Genomic DNA, 20,087 nt, shown 5'->3' with positions numbered 1-20,087 from the left:
CAATAACAGAAAAAAATACTTAAAACATCAATCCATTTGGATTAATACAACCCGCAATTCTCCATCTGGACGAGCAACAACAAATAAAGCATTTTTACGCCCAGCTTCACGTAATTTACGAAGACGTTTTTTGGCATCTTCAACTGTTGTGACCGTACTTTGATTAATATCAACAACTATCTCACCAACACGAAGACGTTTTTTATCAGCTACACTATTTTGTGCAATGGATGTTATAATTAATCCATTAAGCTTATCTGAAATTGAGTAACGTTGCCGCAAATCAGCTGTCAATTCTGATAACGTCATTCCCATATGTTGCATTATCATCTTTTTAGGTACATCATCATTTTCTTTATCATCAAACTTTTCTATTATATTTTCATCCAAATCTGTTTCAACCAAACGACCAAGTTTAACTTTTACTGTTTTCTCTTGTCCATCACGCAAAACTGTAACATTAACTACTTGTCCTTCTGAGCTTTCTGCTATTAAACGTGGTAAATCATGCATATTTTTAATTTTAGTCTTTCCAAAGCAAAGAATAATATCACCAATATGCAGCTGACTATTATCAACTTCTGCATTTTCTATTTTACCTACAACTAATGCTCCAACAGCCTTATCGAGTTTTAAATTCTTTGCAATATCATCCGTAATCGGTTGAATTCGGATAGCTAACCAACCACGTTTTACCTCTCCAAAATTACGTAACTGATTGATAACAGAAAGAGCCATATCAGAGGGGATGGCAAAACCAATACCTATCGATCCAGAAGCAATTGCTGTATTAATGCCGATCACCTGACCACTTCTATCAAATAATGGACCTCCAGAATTACCTCGATTAATTGCTGCATCTGTTTGAATAAAATTATCATAAGGACCAGCATTAAGATCACGATTACGTGCAGAAATAATTCCAACCGTCACACTACTACCAAAACCAAGAGGATTGCCTATAGCCATAACCCAATCACCAATACGCGCGTTTTCTGATCTACCAAAACGTACAGCTGTTAATTTTTTTCCTTCTGGATCGACTTGAAGCAAAGCCAAATCTGTTTTGCTATCTTTCCCAAGCAATTTTGCCTTTAACTTTGTACCATCAACAAAATTAACTTCAATATAATCAGCATCAGCGATAACATGATAATTTGTAACAATGAGTCCTTTTTGTGCATCAATTACAAAACCTGATCCTAGAGAACGCACTTTTTGAAATTGGCTATCTTTCTTATCATCTCCAAGTGTAAAAAAATCATCAAAATATTCTTGTAATAATGAATCTTTTGGAACGATTGGCAAAGAAGTATCTTCATCCTGCTCAGTTCCATCAACTGTTTGCACTGTAGAAATATTCACTACAGTATCTAAAAGCGTCGTAACTAAATCAGGCACTGATAATGGTGCATTTTGTTGCAAAACAACATTAGACCAACTTATTGATCCCGATAAACACAAAACTACAGAAATAGTAGCTACCGTAGAAAAACACTTAAGAAACATATTTTTACCTATAATACACATTTATATGAAACTAACAGGCCTTCTACAATATCATACCACCTTCATCATCAAAGAAAGAATCCACGGATCGAATTTTTCATAAAACGATGTAATCTTATGATAACTTTACTATTTATCAATTGCCATCTTATTATCCAATATCTCTACGGGTGCAAATATTTTATTTGCTTGTGGTGGATTACGAAAATAAAAAAAGAAGTCCTCCTGTGGCGAAATTACCATCGAAGTGTTCTCTAAATTCCTGTACTGTTCCATTGCTAACCAAAAATCATAAAATGATGGATTAACCCTTCGTGCATTCAATAAAAGACGAATACTTTCAGCCTGCCCTTCACCACGAGTAATTTCAGCATCACGTTTCGCTGCTGCTACGATTTCTTCATATTTACGATTAGCTTCTGCAATAATTCGATCCCGTTCTTGCTGACCACGAGCACGAATATCTTCTGCCGCAGCTTCACGTTCAGCTGCCATTTGTCGATACACATCCTCTGAAACAGCATCAGTTAAATCAGTTTTACGAATCCGCACATCCACAATAGTAATACCTAAAGATCCTGCATCTACAGAAAATTGGCGCTGTACTTCAGCCATCATCGCTCCACGTTCATCCGATAAAGCCGCTTTAAATTCTCGCTTACCATAAACAGCACGCAAGGCATCAATAAAACGCGGTGCAAGATTTTCACGCGCAGCAATCTGTGGACGACCAGATGCAATACGTTGTAAAAATAGTTTCGGATTCGTAATACGGTAAATAAAAAACGCATCCACTTCATAATATGCACCACCACTAACCTGCACAGATTGTGTAGGTAAATCATAACGCAACAATCGATTATCAATAATAACAGTATGATCAAAAAAAGGAACTTTAAAATAAATACCAGGTTTAGGTTCTACATTAACAATTTGTCCAAAGCGCTTAATGGCTATCTGTTGACGAGGATAAACAATAAAAACAGACATCCATAAGGCTATAAAAACAAATATGACAGTCCCTAAAATAAAAAAGAAACGAAATTGCTGCATAATTAGTATCCCTCAGAAGCGTTAGAATCCGGTAGTATTACAGAACGCTTTGATTTTTTTATTGTTTTATTTGATGAACTGCCGAGCAATTCGTTTAAAGGTAAATAAGATACCGTTGGAGAAGCTGTTTGATCCAAAACTATCTTTCTTGGAGAAGAAAAAATACGCCCCATTGTCTCCATATAAAGACGATAGCGAGCAGCCTCTGGTGCAATCGCAGCTTCACGCGCTATAGCTTGAAAACGTTCAGAACGTCCTATTGCTTCTTCAATCATCTGCGCTTTTTCACCTTTTGCAACTTCCCGTGTGCGTGCAGCTTCACCATTAGCTAAACCCATCTTAGTAAAATGTACACGATTACCCTCTTCAATCATTCGCCCTCGTTCCTGTTCTGCCTGTTGAACAGAATTAAAAGCAGCAGCGACTTTAGTAGGAGGCGCAGCTTCACTAATTGACACACGATTTATTTCAACACCAAGTTGATATTTATCTGCAGTCAATTGGATAATTTTTTTGACATCATCAGCAACTTCTTCTTTTTTATCACGCAAAACATCATCAACTGGCCGTGAACCAATCACCTCACGCATTGCACTTTCAGCAACTTGACGAACCGTACCTTCTTGGTCATTCACATTAAACAAAAACTGACTGGGATTTGAAATTCGATAATAAACAGAAAAATTAACATTAACAATATTCTGATCACTTGAAAGCATCAAACCTTCACTTTGTTGCAATTGACCAGACTGACCACCAATAGCAATAGTTTTTTCTGTTAAAGGAACTTTCATATAAGTTTCAATTGGCCAAAAATGAAAATGTAGACCATCACTGATAATACCTTCTTTAGGAACACCAAAACGCAATTCCACAGCTTGTTCATTTTGTTGAACGATATATATAGATTGAAAACACCAAAAAAATAAAGCAAGCAGAAATAATATAATAAAAATACCACCGCCACCAAACTGCTTGAGCTGATCTTGCCCCTTACGAAAAATATCATCAATATTAGGACCATTACTACCACCAGAACCGAAAGGTTTCTTAGGCGATAATTTTTTATCTCCATTGGATTTATTTCTATCACCACTCCATGGGCCACTACCATTTTGATTTGTCCAGGGCATTATCACCTCATTTAGATTAATGTTATTAATCAAATCTTAATAATTTACAAAACTTGATCTCTGATTTCAATTTAAAGCGCCTTATTATTTTCTTACAATGTAAATAATAAATGCCTTCAATATCTCAAACAATCATTTCCGCTCATAAATCACAAAACGTGTTGGATAATCATCTTTCTCACCTTCTGGAATATATTGTGTTTTAATTATAGTCCACTTCTCTTTATCAAAAACAGGAAAAAAACTATCGCCCTCAATAAAAGCTAGGATCTCAGTAAGAAATATTTTATCAGCTATTTGTAATCCTTGTTGAAAAATTTCACCACCCCCAATAATAAAAAATGCATCTGCACCACTTTGAAAAGCAACCTGTTCTGCAATACGACAAGCCTGAGATAAAGAATGAGCAATAACAGCACCTTTAAGCATTAACATACGATTGCGAGTAATAACAATATTCGTACGGCCCAGTAAAGGGCGTCTAAGAGAATCCCAAGTTTTTCTTCCCATAACAATAGGTTTATTTAAAGTTAAAGTTTTAAAACGTTGTAAATCTGTTGATAAATGCCAAGGCATTGCACCTGCACAACCTATAACATTATTTTGTGAAACAGCTGCAATTAAACAAATTGAAAGAGTCATACTGCCACCGGTGCTTTGATATGTGGAAAAGCTTCATAATTAAGCAACTCAAAATCCTTAAATGTAAAAGAGAAAAGATTTTTTACTTCTGGATTAATAAGCATCGTTGGTAAAGCTTTCGGTGTACGAGATAATTGCTGTTCTGCCTGTTCAAAATGATTCAAATAAAGGTGAGCATCACCAAGAGTATGAATGAAGTCTCCTACTTGTAAATGGTTTATTTGAGCAATCATCATTGTCAACAATGCATAAGAGGCAATATTAAATGGAACACCCAAAAAAACATCTGCTGAACGCTGATACAGCTGACAAGATAATTTGCCAGCAGCAACATAAAATTGAAACAAACAATGACAGGGAGGTAAAGCCATTTCCTCTATCGCTGCAGGATTCCATGCAGATACAATTAAACGACGTGAATAAGGATTCTTTTTAATCATAGCTAAAAGATTTTTTATTTGATCAATATGACGCCCATCCGGTGTAGGCCAAGAGCGCCACTGATAACCGTAAATAGGACCAAGATCCCCCTTTTTGTCAGCCCATTCATCCCAAATGGATACACCATGCTCTTTTAACCATGTAATATTTGTATCACCTTTAAGAAACCATAAAAGCTCGTAGATAATTGAACGCAAATGCAGTTTTTTTGTTGTCAACAATGGAAATCCATCCTGTAAATTAAATCGCATTTGATATCCAAAAACCGATCTTGTCCCAACACCGGTTCGATCGAAACGATCAATACCGTCGTTTAAAACATGAAATAAGAGATCAAGATATGCTTTCATATTTAATGTTTATGCCCGATTCTGCATACTGTATAAAACAGAAACTTTAAAACTCACAAAAATACAATGTAATGAGTATCAAAATGATCTGTTTACAAGAAATTACCATTATACGATTGAATTTTGATGATTCAAATTGTAAGAAGCAAATTTTAAGTAACTTAATAAAGAGGGACGGTCTCCATGGAGAATGAAGAAACTTTAGCACTATATGATGCGAAAAAACGTATTCGGTCTATCATATCTAGTGCCTCAGGTAATTTAGTAGAGTGGTATGACTTTTATGTTTATTCATTTACTTCAATTTATTTTGCATCGCAATTTTTCCCTTCAGATGGCAATGTTATACTCCAGCTTTTTAAAGCTGCTATAGTTTTTTCTATTGGCTTTCTTATGCGTCCAATCGGTGGATGGCTCTTTGGCTTCATTGCTGATCGTTATGGCCGTAAACGGTCAATGCTTATTTCTGTTTTTATGATGTGTAGCGGTTCATTCCTAATTGCCATACTCCCTACCTATGAAACTATTGGAGCCTCAGCAGCAGTTCTTTTACTTTTACTCCGAATGCTTCAAGGACTTTCTGTTGGCGGTGAGTACGGAACAACAGCAACTTATATGAGCGAAATTGCTCTTAAAAACCAACGAGGATTTTTTAGCTCTTTTCAGTATACTACACTGATTGGTGGTCAACTTCTTGCCAGCCTTGTTATATTTACTTTAGCGCTTTATCTTACAGAGGAACAACTAAAAGCATGGGGTTGGCGTATTCCATTTGCTATTGGTGGATTAGGAGCCATTGTTGCAATCTATCTCCGTCGTTCACTTCATGAAACAACAACTAAAGAGAACCGTTCTAAAGAAAAAGCTGGTAGTATTAGAGAACTTTGGCGTAACCATCGGAAAGCCTTTTTTCTAGTGATTGGTTTCACAGCGGGAGGATCACTAACATTTTATACATATACAACTTATATGCAAAAATATCTCATTACAACTACTGGCTTTGATAAGCACACAGCTACAACTATAATGACGATCGCACTTTTTGTTTTTATGTTACTTCAGCCAGCATTTGGTGCTTTAGCTGACAAAATTGGAACAAAAACTTCACTTATTATTTGGAGTGTCTTATCTGTGATTTTCACAATTCCTGGGCTTTATATGATTGGCAATACTGAAAATTCATGGGTTGCATTATCAGTCCTTATTGGAATGTTATGTATTATCAGTTTTTATACATCCATTTCTGGCATTGTTAAAGCAGAAATGTTCCCATCTTCAATACGAGCGATGGGTGTTGGTTTATCTTATGCTATTGCCAATGCATTATTTGGTGGATCAGCTGAATCTGTAGCGCTTTTATTAAAAGATATTGGATATGAATTTATCTTTTATTTTTATGTAACTGGCATGATGACTGTTGCATTCATAGCAGTTCTTTTAATGCCTGATGCTCGAAAAAGTGGATATCTCCAAGGTGATGATATTCACTAAATATTCTCATAGTAAACAAAAAAGTCTAAAGAAATTTAGACTTTTTTGAAAATTATAATACAAAATTTACTTTTAAATATTTAAATCTTATCAAGTGCATTAGCCTGCTGGGCAATCAGATAATAAAAAGTCAAACGATTTTTTTTGCGGTCTCCTGACATCATTTCAGCAACTTTTGCAACAGCTTTTTGCGCATTTTCCTTATCAATATCCAATACATCTTGAGCCCATTTTTCAACACGCTCTAACTCTTTTTGATCTGATGTAGAAACTAACGACGCATCTTGATGTCTCATTACCAAAGTTAAACGACGTCTAAGTCGTTCTATTACAGCTTCATCAGGATTTACGTCATATAATTTAATATCTTCTAGATCATTCATCATTTTTCAGTCCCTCTCATAATCAGTAACTATACACAAAACATCATATTTTTATCTCAATAATTAGAGGATTTAAAATATTAACAATCCCCCTTTTCTAAAAACTGTTATTCGTTTATACTTACAAAGCTGTCTTTTCAGCTATGGTAATAAATGGACAATGAAATAAACCAATTGGACCCGGGGGCGGTACCCGGCGCCTCCACCAAAATATAAAAAATAAAGATTATATTTTTATGGGGGCGAAACAGGATCGACAAGGGTGTAAAGGTTGCTCTTTTACTCGGCATTGTACCACCGTTATCGGACTAAATGAGTAGTTGCAAATGACAACTATGCGGAAGCCCGTCTCATCGCTGCTTAAGCGATGCGAAAGCTTCAAACTAAGTCTTAAACCGTCGCAGGTCTAAGCGGGGTTCGAAGGCACCTGGCAACAGAAGCCTTCACTTTTAGGCCTATTTATTTTTGAACTATCAGAAAGTATTTAAAATAAATTCGTGTTTTTCTTGATTAATTAGGTGCATAGTCAGTAAAATGTTGCTAGCTTAAAAAAACATGTTATTGCACTGTATTATTCATATTTAATCACTGTATAAATTTAGGAGGAATAAACTTCGATGGTTCAAGATCAGATCCGTTACGACATTCTTGTTCAGGATGCACTTCGCGGTGTCATCCGAAAAGTTTTATTGGAAGTAGCCAAAGCAGGACTTCCAGGTAACCATCATTTTTTTATCACTTTCTTAACAAACGCACCAGGAATAAAAATTTCTCCTAGACTTCAAAAACGCTATCCTGACCAAATGACTATCGTATTACAGCACCAATTTAGAGATCTAAGTGTATCAGAAACTGCTTTTGAAGTAACACTTTCCTTTGGAGAAATTACTGAAAAACTGGTTATCCCTTTTAATTCTATTCAAGTCTTTTACGATCCTATAGCAGCTTTTGAAACAGCATTTGATCTTCCTCCTACCCTTACTTCAGGAGAGAGCCAAAATCTAGAAACTGCTTCGTGTTCCCCTTTTATTCCTTCAGATAAACAAAAAAAGGAAAGTATATCTACAAAAATATCAAATCTTAAAACGGAAAAAGAGCCATCAAATAATGATTCTAAGCAAAGTGCTGATATTGTTTCTTTGGACTCCTTCCGAAAAAAATAAATGAATGACTCTATGGCTACAATAATTAATCTTCGTCAATTTCGAAAACAGAAAAAACGTACAAAACAAGCTATTCATGCAGAAGAAAATCGCTATCGTTTTGGACGAACAAAGCTTGAAAAACTTTTTGATAAAAAAGAAAGTCTAAAAGCCCAAAAATTTCTTGATCAAAATCATCTCTCTAGCGATTAATGAAAACAGAGAAGAATGATACTATTCATTAATCAAAAACTTTTTTCTCCAAGAAATCTTTTTTGATTTCCTCGCAAAATATGATTTTTCTATAATTTCAATGTAACCTTACACTAAGACAAAGCCTTATTTTTCTTTATGTTGTGACTTTTTATGCATCCATTATAATTGAAAAATAAGCTTGTAACTTCATTTCGTATATATATATTTGGTGGCCTCTTATCATAGCGCTATGTCTTTATCTCCTCCTGTAATCTCTATATTTTTATTTAACTAAATGTGTCGTGTTTTTTAAGAAAATAATTTTTATCTGGCGTTCAAATCAAAAAAACACTAGATAAAGTTATAATGAATGACTTTTCCGATCATATAACGTCTCTTAAAAATGACGTATCTCCTCATAAGCCTGAAAATAATTCTAGGTTAATGACGCATATATCAGAAAGAAAAAACACACAACATAAGCCTAACTATTTAGAAAAGCTGAATCCAGAACAAAAACAAGCTGTCATCAATACAGAAGGACCCGTTTTAGTTCTTGCGGGTGCAGGTACTGGAAAAACCCGTGTTCTTACTACTCGTATTTCTCATATTTTGCATCTTGGACTTGCACACCCTAAACAAATATTAGCTGTTACTTTTACCAATAAAGCTGCACATGAAATGAAAATACGTATCGGTGAGCTTGTTGGTGAAACTGTCGAAAATATGCCTTGGCTTGGAACATTTCATTCGACTGGAGCAAAGATTCTACGTCGTCATGCAGAACTTATTGGCTTAAAAAGCAATTTTACCATTCTTGATCGTGACGATGTTATTCGTCTTTTAAAGCAACTCATTCAAGCTGAAGCACTGGATGATAAACGTTGGCCAGCACGTAATCTAGCAATGATGATTGATTCTTGGAAAAATCAAGGACTTTTGCCTAATTCTATTTCAGAGGGCGATGCTTATTCTTTTGGAAATGGAATAGGACGAAAACTTTATCGTAATTATCAGGATCGACTTAAAAATCTTAATGCCTGTGATTTTGGCGATCTTTTGCTGCACTCTATTTCCATCTTTCAAAATAACCCAGATATTCTTCGCGAATATCATAATAAATTTCGCTATATTCTTGTAGATGAATATCAAGATACAAATACAGCACAATATCTCTGGCTCCGCCTTTTGGCTCAACGCCATGAAAAACAGATTAACCTTTGTTGTGTAGGAGATGATGATCAGTCTATCTACGGGTGGCGTGGTGCAAAAGTCGATAATATATTGCGCTTTGAACAAGACTTCTCTCCTGCAAAAATTATCCGTTTAGAACGCAATTATCGCTCTACATCACATATTTTAAAAACTGCTTCTCATCTTATTTCTCATAATCAAGATAGACTTGGAAAAACGCTTTTTTCTGATCAGATAAATAGCGACGATGAAAAAGTAAAAATTCATGCTGCATGGGATTCAGTAGAAGAAGCTCGTGCTATTGGAGAAGAAATTGAACAAGCACAACGGGCTGGCCATTCCTTAAATCATATAGCTATATTGGTGCGAGCATCATTCCAAATGCGTGAATTTGAAGATCGCTTTGTCACACTTGGTCTCAATTATCGCGTTATCGGTGGTCCACGCTTTTATGAACGAATGGAAATACGTGATGCCTTGGCTTACTTACGTGTTGTTGTTCAACCAGCTGATGATCTAGCTTTTGAGCGTATTATCAATATACCTAAACGCGGCCTAGGAAATGCAACACTTCGTCATCTTTATAATAGCGCACGTGCGCGCTCTATTCCCCTCTTTGTTGCCGCAGCTGAAATAATTACAACTGATGAGCTAAAGCCTAAAATACGCAATGCTTTGCGAGATGTTGTAGAAAACTTTTACCGCTGGCAAAGCATGTTACAACGCACACCACATACAGAGCTTGCCGAAACAATTCTTGATGATTCAGGCTATACAGCAATGTGGCAAGAAGATCGTTCACCAGAAGCACCAACACGACTAGAAAATCTTAAAGAAATGATCCGTTCTATGGAACAATTTGAAAATCTTCGTAATTTTTTAGAGCATGTTTCACTAGTAATGGATTCTGAAAGCAATGAAAATATGAATGCAGTTAATATCATGACTCTTCATTCTGCTAAAGGTCTTGAATTTGAAACTGTTTTTCTTCCTGGTTGGGAAGAAGGTCTTTTTCCGCATCAACGCTCATTAGATGAAGGTGGTCATTCAGGATTAGAAGAAGAACGGCGTCTTGCTTATGTAGGAATAACAAGAGCAAAAAAACACTTACACATATGGTGTGTATCCAATCGAAGAATTCATGGACTTTGGCAATCTACAATCCCTTCTCGTTTCCTCAGTGAACTACCAGAAGAGCATATAAAAATAACAGAAATTGAAACATCTTATGGTAGTTATAACCAAACACACTTTAAAAAGAAAAATCCTTTTCATAATAGTTATTCAACACCAAGCTGGCAACATGCTCAAAAAAATCAAACAGAAACAACCCATAATAATTGGAGAAAACAATCGACTGCTCATGTTGAAAAAATTTGCTATGGTGATATCGATTTAAACTTTGGAATTACCCGTCTCCGCCAACAAAAAAACATTGAAGGAACTATTATTGCAAAATCAGTCTCTAATAAATCCTCAGCGTTCTCTATAAATGATCGGATTTTTCATATAAAATTTGGTTATGGTCAAATTAAAGCAATAGACGGCAATAAGTTAACTATCTTCTTTGATAAAACCGGGGAAAAACGTGTTCTTGATAATTTTGTAATAAAAGCTTAGTGCAATATAATATAAGTTACCTTTCCAAATAGAAGTTTAAATTTCAATTACTTAATCTTATTTTAGTTATAAATCAATGATTTACAAAGACAGTCCTTTATTTTGTTGATCAGAAAAGAACAATACCATGCACCCTTTGCTTATTGTTTAAAGAAATAATCTCTGTTCTATTTTAAAAAAAATTTTCAACTTAACTTTACACTGATTTTTGGCATAAAAAACCGTAAAATTTCACGCTATCTTATAAAACTGCAACTTCCTATTTGTACAACAAATAACATCCTAAATTACAACTCTATTGTAAACTATAGCATTTTTAGCAGCTTTAATATTATCACAAGCTTAGAGAACGCAATCTAGATTTAGGTTTACACATTTTAATATCGTTACAAATTTTCTTTTTGTTAATTTGATCATTGTTACAAATTTCTATGTCACCAAAAATCTCAACATCACCACACATTTCAACATTCCCGCGAACTCGTATTTTATCACCAACTTTGGCATTATCATAAATTTTGGCATTTTCGTAAATCACAGAATTATCCATAATCTGAGCTTTACCATAAACATATGCATTACCACTAACTATCGAACGACCAAAAATCTTAGCGTCTTCAAAAATTTTAGCAGCACCATAAACCCTAGCAGCTTCAAAAACTTTAGCATTACCAAAAATCTGAGCACAATGATAAATCCGAGCATTACCAAAAATCTTAGCGTTACCAAAAATCTCAATATCACCTATAATCAAAGTATCATCATAAACCTCAGCATTTCCATAAACTTGCGTATCCTTACAAATACTAGCGTTTCCATAAACTTTAGCACTATCATAAACCTTAGCATTATCTTTAACTATAGCTGTATCGCAAATTACGGCATTCCCCCAAATTGCAACATTATCACAAAGACGAGCATTACCATAAATCTCAGCATTGCCAGAAACTTTAACATTATCAACAACTAAGGTATTACCATGAATCTTAGCATTTTCGAAAATCTTAGCATGATGTGAAATCATAGCTCCGCCATAAACTTTGGCATTATGCCAAATCTTAGAACCACGAATATCAGCATTCCCATAAACCATTGCATTATCACAAATCATTGCATTATCATAAATCATTGCGTGATCAAAAATCCTAGCATCACCAAAAACTGCACAATCTTCAATGAGAGCATTACCATAAATCTGAGCATTACCATAAATCTCAGTTTTGCCATAAGTTATGGCATCATCATAAACCTTGGCATTACTATAAACCTTCACTGCACCAGAAACCCTGGCATTATTAAAAACCTTGGCATTACTATAAACCTTAGATTCACCAGAAACCTTGGCATTACCAGAAACCTTGGCATTACCATAAACCTTAGCATTACCATAAACTTGGGCATTACCATAAACTTGGGCCTTACCATAAACCTGGGTATTATTATAAACTTGGGCATCACCAGAAATTATGGCATCACCAGAAACCGTAGCGTCATTATAAACTGTGGAACTACCATAAATCTTAGCATTACCAGAAACACAAGCTTTGTTGTAAACTTGAGCAAATTTACCAACCCAACAATTGCCTTCATGAGATAGATTGCATTCATCTTCAATAAATCCCCCCAGATCACCTGTCTTTATATCTCCAAAATCCCTAAGGGCTTTAATGCGATAAAGTCGTAACAAACCGTCTGATATCTCCTCGTCTGTAAGTTCATACTTCTTGAGTTTATCGTAAGATTTAATCTGATTTTCTTCAGATACTTCAGGGTAAGCAGTAGCAACCTGAAGATTTTCTTCATCTGACAAATCCTCGGTTTTTCCAATCAAATCATTTGAAACGATACGTTTAGAGCGCTTAACAGCTTTAGTATGATTCAACTTTTTATCATCAACTATTGTGCTTCCATCTACAGATTCATACTTTTTAGACATCAAAAAACTCTCTTAATTTAATCTCTAAACTAAAAATTGTATTCTTATACATCCTGCTTTTCTATAATTTTTTTCTCAAAGTGTCAAAATGTTCTTTACGCAGCACAAACATTTATATTTCTCGCTAGTGTTTTTACCTATGACGCATGTAGAAATAAGCCTTTAGGTGAGAATTTTCGCTCACTGCTTCTAATGGTAAAATTGTCAAAAAATCTGCAGTAATTTTCTTTGGCTACTTTAACGTGCGAAAAGTTACGTACAGTTATTGAAGAAACAGGAGGATCTTTCATTAGACTAACAGATCCTGTTGTCTTACCACGTGCGATTAAAAATACTACAGAGCTCAATGGTTCACGCAGAGCACATTTATGTGACGGTATAGCACTTACTCGTTTTTTGTCTTGGCTAGATAGACAAATACTAGGTACAATTGATGAAATTTCCGCTGCTAAAAAATTAGAAAACTTCCGTATTATAACAGCACAAGAAATGGGAATGAAACTCGAAGATCTTTCCTTTGATACGATTTCAGCAGCCGGTAAAAATGCTGCAATTATTCATTATCGTGTAACCACTAAGACAAATAGATTACTAAATGCAGGTGAGCTTTATCTTGTTGATTCAGGTGGACAATACCGAGATGGCACAACAGATGTTACCCGTACAGTAGCAATTGGAAATATTGGAGAAGAAGAGAAACGCTGTTTTACCCTTGTCCTCAAAGGTATGATTGCTCTTTCAAGTGCAAAATTTCCAAAAGGCACGCGCGGACAAGATATTGATGTTTTAGCACGCAATGCTTTATGGAAAGCTGGTTTTGATTATGCACATGGCACTGGCCATGGAGTTGGTTCCTATCTTTCTGTTCACGAAGGACCACAAAATCTTTCACGCTATGGAAGCCAAGAACTTATTCCAGGTATGATCATCTCTAACGAGCCTGGATATTACCGTGAAGAAGCTTTTGGTATTCGTATTGAAAATTTGATGATTGTCAAACCAGCACAAAAAATTACTAATGGCGATATAGATATGCTATCATTTGAAACACTTACAAATTGTCCGATTGATCGACAATTAATTCTGATAAAGCTTTTAACAAAACAAGAGAAACAGTGGCTTAACGATTATCACGCCCGTGTTTATCAAGTTAATGCGCCATATCTTGATAAAGAAGATAAAAAATGGCTTAAGAAAGCTACAATGCCTCTTTGAAAACAAATACACCCTTACATTAATATCTAAAGGAAGCTTTAAAAAAGCTAATTTTCATTTTAAAAATAGAATATTCTAATTTCTGGAAATTAGAGATAAAGCCCTATCAGTCAATTTTTCTAGGGCTTTAGCAAAACTGATAAATACAAAACCAATCCTTGATTTAGAATTGATAACGTAAGCCACCAGAAACACTAATTCCAGAAAAGCCAGCTTTGGTTAATTTATGTTGGTATAACAAGTCACCGTGAAGTGCTATCCTATTAGACAATTGGGCATGAACACCTGTACCTGTTTCAACTGTAGAACCAAATGCACCTAACTGAAACGCATCTTTAAAATGCACTATCCGCTTCTTTTCATAACTATGCGCAACATGAAGTTTGGTATAAAAGGAAACAACATCTGCATTTTCAGAAGAGGCAAAAGCTTTTATTAAACGACCACCTATCCGCCCTACCAATTGATCATGGCTTCCTAAATCAATATCAAACCGATCTATATCACGCGCTTGATCAAACAGCAGAGACTGATAAATAACTTGAAGCTGTGGCTCAAGAATAAAATCATGATAGCCTGTGATAATAGACTGACCGCCCGTCAAAGACGCATTCAAAAGTCTCCCTTTTAGTTCTGCTGTTTTTCCCCGAGAAAGAGTGACAACATCGCCCTTAAAAAAATCATACGAGATAAAGCCATTTGCATAAAAGCCTGTATCATGATCCAAATTCGCATAAAGCTTGCCAGACCATTTATCAAAAACACTCTTTTGACTGTGTTTAACTGCACGAGGATGAAGAGAGAGCTGACCATAACCGCCCATAAATCCAAAGGACGAAGCACTATGTTTGCTCTCTAATGTATTTAATACAATTCCTGCTGTCGCATTGTTATAGTCAAGATCAGCTCCATAACCATATTCAAAAACGGACAAATTGGAAGTATAACGGTGGTTGCTACCATAACCACGGATAAAAAAGTTTGTCTTTCTCTTTTTATCCGCTTCATGAGAAGCACTTTGCATGATTTCCAACAGTTCACGTTGATTACTTACATCGACCAAACCTGTATGAAATAAAGCATGAGGTAAAAGCAAATAACTTGGAAGTTGTGGCACAACTGTTGGTACTATTTGCAGCCGATAATCCCAAAAATCATTACCAGATTGCTTACCTTTTTCCCCGTTCTGCCCAACCAACTTTTGTCCTAGATCCGCTTGCCCTAGTTCAGAACTTGGACCATACGCAGAAAGAACATACTGATAAGGTAAATTATCTGCTGTGATATAATCACCCTTCAGTTTGAAGGAATTTTCTTGCGCTGTACCAGAAACTTGAATAAGCGAAACACCCTGAGTATTTCCTGTGCCCGTTTTATCTCCTAGATCTCCTGCAGTTGCAGAAACAGAAACTACAGTAACACCAGATACATCACCATCGATTAAAAGTCGATCCGTATCCGAGTTACTTTGATCTAAATAACTATTAAGATAAAGCTCCGCATTCCCCTCTGCTGTATAAACAAGACTATCCCCCGTGCCAATAGAGAGTGTTTGATAAACATTATCGCTTGGCTTTTCAAAAATAATTTTACTATTTTTAAGTGTCACAGTAGAAACAGCAGAAAAATTTCTATCACTTTCAATTATTGCATGGATTTGACTGATTCTGTCATTCACTTTTTTTAAAGTCCATGTCGAATTATTCTCCAACTTCAAATGTACTATAGCTTCTTCTGAATCCAATATTGAAGCACCTTCGAGCTGAGAGTTATTAGCTTTAATGTTTGTAACACCACTAGCAACTCTGAACAAAACACCACCGGATAATTTCGTATCTAATAAATTAAAGGTCTGCTCCTCATCAACATCATAATTATAAATAGCGGTACTGTTAGGAACAATAAAATTTGTTTTTTTCAAAGTAATCGTTACAGGCTTACTAGTAGACTTGCTTGAGTCTTCACTACCTGTGTCAAATACAGCATACATACCAAAATACCGCTCACCATCTATTTTAACATCTACATTTTCAAGCTTTATATTTACCTTATCTATATTTTCACTACTTTCACTATCTATAAATGCAGGTTCTTCCACATGAGTACTGCCTGTATTCTTCTTAAAGGCAAATACAAATCCATTCGCATTTTCAAGATGAATCTTTCCTTCTTTCATCTCAAAAGTACTCTGTGGAGACATATAAACAGCAGCTCTTGACATATAATCGAAAAATTTACCATTAACCTCACTAGGATTATATTCTTCGATACCTTTACCAATAATGTTAACTTTCTCTAAAGAAACCTTTCCTGTATCCATATAAACTGCGTAACCTTGGTTAAAACTAATACCTGCATTCAATTTATTTACACCCCGCATTTTAATAATGCCATTTTTAGTAGTGGAAAGACCTTTGCCCTCTTTAGGCACTGTAATCTCTGTATCCACTAGCTCAACTATAGCATTTGAACCATCAGCTTTAACAGCAATCTTATTATTACTTATCAATGTATTGTCCGCACTTACTGAACTATTTTTTGAAACAAGAATACCTGTTGTTAGGTCTTTTAAGACCAATCTATCAGCGACAACGAATCCGTTGTTTTCGGTTAGTATACCAATATAAATATCTTCATCACTTTCGTTATTTCCATTTTGACTATTTCTTTGATTTCTATTACTGTTTTGGGGACCTAGAATGTTCACGTGATTTGCATTAACGTTACTAGTCGTATATATACCAATTGCCCCTTTGTATTCAGAAGTGCTTTTTTCTTGTTTCTCTTCCTCACTAGTCTGTTCAGACAGATGATATGTTTCATCAGTTATCATGTGAATTGTGATAGTTTCACTATCTTCCTGTTGATTAGATTTTCCAAGTTCATCTTTACACACTTTCACTATAAATTTTTTATTATCCCATGTTATATTAGTATTGTTTGAACTATTACTTTCACCATTACTGCCAACTCGAGCGCTCTGACACTTATTAACAGAAACAGACGAATCAACAGAAGAAGGATCACCTAAAAAAGTATTAACTAATACAAAAAGCTGGGATAAAAAATTGGAAAATATATCACTCATAGCAATACCAATAATATTTCAATAAAAATTAAATACACTGTGCATTTAATACTAAATAAATAAACACATTTCAAGTCATTATCATATAAATAATGTTTTATGTATTGGATTTCTCTATTAACTTTTACTAAATGAAAACTATTCAATAAATAAAGTTAAGCTTTACACTGAATACAAAAAAGCATTTCTTGATAAATTTATGGAGCTGAATTAAACACATTGAAAACAGCACATATCAATTTAAAAAAACGACACCAAGTTAAGTAAAAAACATCACACTATAATTTCTGTTAGAAACAGTGTATTTGCAATACCAATAGAATTTTTATAATTTTTTCTTCTACAGATCTGTAAAAAACTTATATTTTGTATTTTATTATAAATTTCGATATAAAATCAGTCTTTTATAGCATAAAACATACATCAAAAATATAATTATAAAGTAAATAATAGAAAATTTACTAACTTGTTTTCTATAATTTATTATAAGAAATGATAATAACATTATGTGAATCATTGTTTGAGATGAAAATTCTCAATATAATGCCCGTCAATCAACTTGAGCCAGTTTTTTTCATCCAAAACCTCAATACCTAATTGCTGTGCTTTAGTTAGTTTCGATCCTGCTCCGAAACCTGCAACAAGAAGATCAGTCTTTTTAGAAATAGAATTCGATGTCTTAGCACCTAACCGTTCTGCCAAGGACTTTGCTTCGTCTCTTGACATATGCTCTAAAGTTCCTGTAAAGGTGATAATTTTCCCTACTATTGGCGAATAATCTATTGTAACAGGCGCTTCATGAAGAGGAGTTACTTCTTTAAGTAAGGCCGATAAAATATCACGGTTATGCACCTCCTGATAAAAATCAATAATCGCTTTACCAACACGAAATCCAATTCCCTCAATATTGGTTAATTCCACCCAAATCTCATTACCTTCATTGTTTTTATCAGGTGGCATAATGGCCGACATCGCTGCAGTTTCAAAAGCAGTGTAATTTTGGTAAGCACGAGCAAGACGTTGCGCCTTAACCTCACCAATATGACGAATGCCTAATGCAAACAAAAAACGACTTAAAGAAATTTCACGACGAGCATTAATGGCATTATAAAGCTTACGAACTGAAACAACTCCAAACCCTTCCATATTTTCCAAACGTTTCAAAGAGTTTTCTTGACGTCGTTGTAAAGTGAAAATGTCGACTGGCGAACGAATACAAAGCATTTTATCTTGAGCATGAAAAAAAAATTCCACTTGTTTTCTACCAAATCCTTCAATATCAAAGGCATTACGCGAAACAAAATGACAAATTCGCTCAATTGCTTGCGCGGAGCAAATAAGTCCACCTGTACATCGGCGAACCGTTTCACCTTCTTCACGAACAGCATGACTCCCACAAACAGGACATACGTGAGGAAAAATAAAAGCAGGAGTATCTTTTGGACGCTTTTCAACAAGGACATCGACAATTTGGGGAATCACATCGCCAGCACGTTGTATAATCACAGTATCACCCACACGGATATCACGTCCTTCACGAATTGGCTCACCCTTATGACCGATTCCTTTAATATAATCTTCATTGTGCAAACTTGCATTAGTAACGACAACCCCACCTACAGTAATAGGTGTAAGACGAGCAACAGGGGTTAATGCCCCAGTTCGGCCTACCTGAATATCAATATCTTCTAAAAATGCTATAGCTTTTTCTGCTGGAAATTTATGTGCAATCGCCCAACGTGGTGAACGAGCAACAAACCCTAAACGCGTTTGGAGCATTAAATCATTAACTTTATAAACAATCCCATCAATATCATAATCTAGTGATTGACGGCATTCTTCGATAGAATGATAATATGAAATAAGATCTTCTACTTTTTCAAAAACCTTTGTCAATGGGTTAATAATAAAGCCATATTCTTTAAGCTTTTTCATCATTCCTATTTGGCTTTCAGCAGGCATTTCACTTACTTCACCCCAAGCATAAGCAAAAAATTTAAGATTTCTGCTAGCGGTTATCCGTGAATCAAGTTGACGTAAGGAACCAGCTGCTGCATTTCTAGGATTTGCGAAAACTAACTTCCCTTCTTTCTGTTGGTTAATATTGAGTAACTGAAAATCTTTCTGTCCCATATAAACTTCACCACGAACCTCAATAATATCAGGAAAATTAGCCTGTAAAATCTGTGGAATATCAGCAATTGTTCGCGCATTTGTAGTGACATTTTCACCTATGGATCCATTTCCACGCGTTATAGCACGTACAAGTTTTCCCGCCTCATAGCGTAAAGATAAAGATAAACCATCAATTTTTGGTTCGGCTGTCATTTCTATTATTTGTGTTTCTGGCAATCGTAAAAAACGACGAATACGTTCAATAAATTCACTAACATCTTCAAAATTAAATGCATTATCCAAAGACAGCATTGGCTGTGCATGAATAGATTTTTCAAATTTTTCAGAAATCGGTGCACCAATTTTAGATGAAGGAGAGTCCGCACGAATTAATTCAGGAAAGAGGGCTTCAATTTCCTCATTACGACGACAAAGAGCATCATATTCTGCATCAGAAATTTCAGGCTGGTCATCACGATGATACAGCACATCATGACGTGCAATTTCTTTTGCCAACCATTCCAACTCACTTGCTGCTTCAAGAGCGGTTAAATTTTTAATCACATTTTTGTCCATAAAT

13 protein-coding genes, 1 other RNA gene and 1 pseudogene are annotated in these 20,087 nt (G+C 35.1%); 6 read left to right on the top strand and 9 right to left on the bottom strand.

The annotated features are described in order from the left end of the window. Positions 1-27 precede the first annotated feature (27 nt). The 5 genes from B11cv2_RS01535 to B11cv2_RS01515 form a co-directional block, all read right to left on the bottom strand. On the bottom strand, positions 28-1,509 hold the full coding sequence (locus B11cv2_RS01535; RefSeq protein WP_100693021.1) for a Do family serine endopeptidase: 1,482 nt from the start codon (positions 1,507-1,509) through the stop codon (positions 28-30). A gap of 129 nt (positions 1,510-1,638) precedes the next feature. After that, on the bottom strand, positions 1,639-2,562 hold the full coding sequence (gene hflC, locus B11cv2_RS01530; RefSeq protein WP_100693020.1) for a protease modulator HflC: 924 nt from the start codon (positions 2,560-2,562) through the stop codon (positions 1,639-1,641). A gap of 2 nt (positions 2,563-2,564) precedes the next feature. Next, entirely contained in the window at positions 2,565-3,695 is a 1,131-nt protein-coding gene (gene hflK / locus B11cv2_RS01525; protein WP_100693019.1) for an FtsH protease activity modulator HflK, read from the bottom strand. A 132-nt stretch (positions 3,696-3,827) separates the two neighbouring features. Next, positions 3,828-4,337, bottom strand: coding sequence for a dihydrofolate reductase (locus tag B11cv2_RS01520; protein ID WP_100693018.1), 510 nt, complete (start codon positions 4,335-4,337; stop codon positions 3,828-3,830). Next, a complete protein-coding gene (locus B11cv2_RS01515) occupies positions 4,334-5,128 on the bottom strand; it encodes a thymidylate synthase (protein ID WP_100693017.1) in 795 nt (264 codons plus the stop codon). The genes B11cv2_RS01520 and B11cv2_RS01515 overlap by 4 nt, the downstream gene beginning before the upstream one ends. 183 nt (positions 5,129-5,311) lie before the next feature. Between B11cv2_RS01515 and B11cv2_RS01510 the strand changes: the two genes are divergently transcribed. Next, positions 5,312-6,619 (top strand): MFS family transporter, encoded by a 1,308-nt coding sequence (locus tag B11cv2_RS01510; protein WP_100693016.1) that lies wholly within the window; start codon positions 5,312-5,314, stop codon positions 6,617-6,619. 80 nt (positions 6,620-6,699) lie between these two features. Here the strand turns inward: B11cv2_RS01510 and B11cv2_RS01505 are convergent, their stop codons facing one another. Then, a complete protein-coding gene (locus B11cv2_RS01505) occupies positions 6,700-7,005 on the bottom strand; it encodes a DUF2853 family protein (RefSeq protein WP_100693015.1) in 306 nt (101 codons plus the stop codon). 86 nt (positions 7,006-7,091) lie between these two features. Here B11cv2_RS01505 and ssrA point away from each other — a divergent pair. The 4 genes from ssrA (at position 7,092) to B11cv2_RS01485 (ending at position 11,153) form a co-directional block, all read left to right on the top strand. After that, positions 7,092-7,450: a transfer-messenger RNA gene (gene ssrA / locus B11cv2_RS01500) on the top strand. Between the two features lie 169 nt (positions 7,451-7,619). Continuing rightward, positions 7,620-8,165 (top strand): SspB family protein, encoded by a 546-nt coding sequence (locus tag B11cv2_RS01495; protein WP_100693014.1) that lies wholly within the window; start codon positions 7,620-7,622, stop codon positions 8,163-8,165. Positions 8,166-8,177: 12 nt separating this feature from the next. After that, positions 8,178-8,357, top strand: a complete 180-nt coding sequence (locus tag B11cv2_RS01490) for a DUF4169 family protein (protein ID WP_100693013.1) — start codon at positions 8,178-8,180, stop codon at positions 8,355-8,357. Between the two features lie 348 nt (positions 8,358-8,705). Next, on the top strand, positions 8,706-11,153 hold the full coding sequence (locus B11cv2_RS01485) for an ATP-dependent helicase (protein ID WP_100693012.1): 2,448 nt from the start codon (positions 8,706-8,708) through the stop codon (positions 11,151-11,153). 334 nt (positions 11,154-11,487) lie between these two features. Here B11cv2_RS01485 and B11cv2_RS07420 read toward each other — a convergent pair whose 3' ends face one another. After that, complete coding sequence (locus tag B11cv2_RS07420; protein WP_199570341.1) at positions 11,488-13,089, bottom strand: hypothetical protein; 1,602 nt, start codon at positions 13,087-13,089, stop codon at positions 11,488-11,490. A 237-nt stretch (positions 13,090-13,326) separates the two neighbouring features. Between B11cv2_RS07420 and B11cv2_RS01475 the strand changes: the two are divergent. Then, positions 13,327-14,304: pseudogene (locus tag B11cv2_RS01475) on the top strand (M24B family metallopeptidase); the annotation flags it as partial. A 163-nt stretch (positions 14,305-14,467) separates the two neighbouring features. Here B11cv2_RS01475 and B11cv2_RS01470 read toward each other — a convergent pair. Together B11cv2_RS01470 and ligA are read right to left on the bottom strand one after the other, a co-directional pair. After that, complete coding sequence (locus tag B11cv2_RS01470; protein WP_100693011.1) at positions 14,468-17,392, bottom strand: autotransporter outer membrane beta-barrel domain-containing protein; 2,925 nt, start codon at positions 17,390-17,392, stop codon at positions 14,468-14,470. A 513-nt stretch (positions 17,393-17,905) separates the two neighbouring features. Further along, a complete protein-coding gene (ligA, locus tag B11cv2_RS01465) occupies positions 17,906-20,083 on the bottom strand; it encodes an NAD-dependent DNA ligase LigA (RefSeq protein ID WP_100693010.1) in 2,178 nt (725 codons plus the stop codon). Between the last annotated feature and the right edge of the window lie 4 nt (positions 20,084-20,087).

Origin of the sequence: Bartonella sp. 1-1C, assembly GCF_002810325.1 — a bacterium.
In the GTDB taxonomy this organism is placed as follows: Bacteria; Pseudomonadota; Alphaproteobacteria; order Rhizobiales; family Rhizobiaceae; genus Bartonella; species Bartonella rochalimae.
This window is presented reverse-complemented; position numbering and strand designations above follow the sequence as displayed.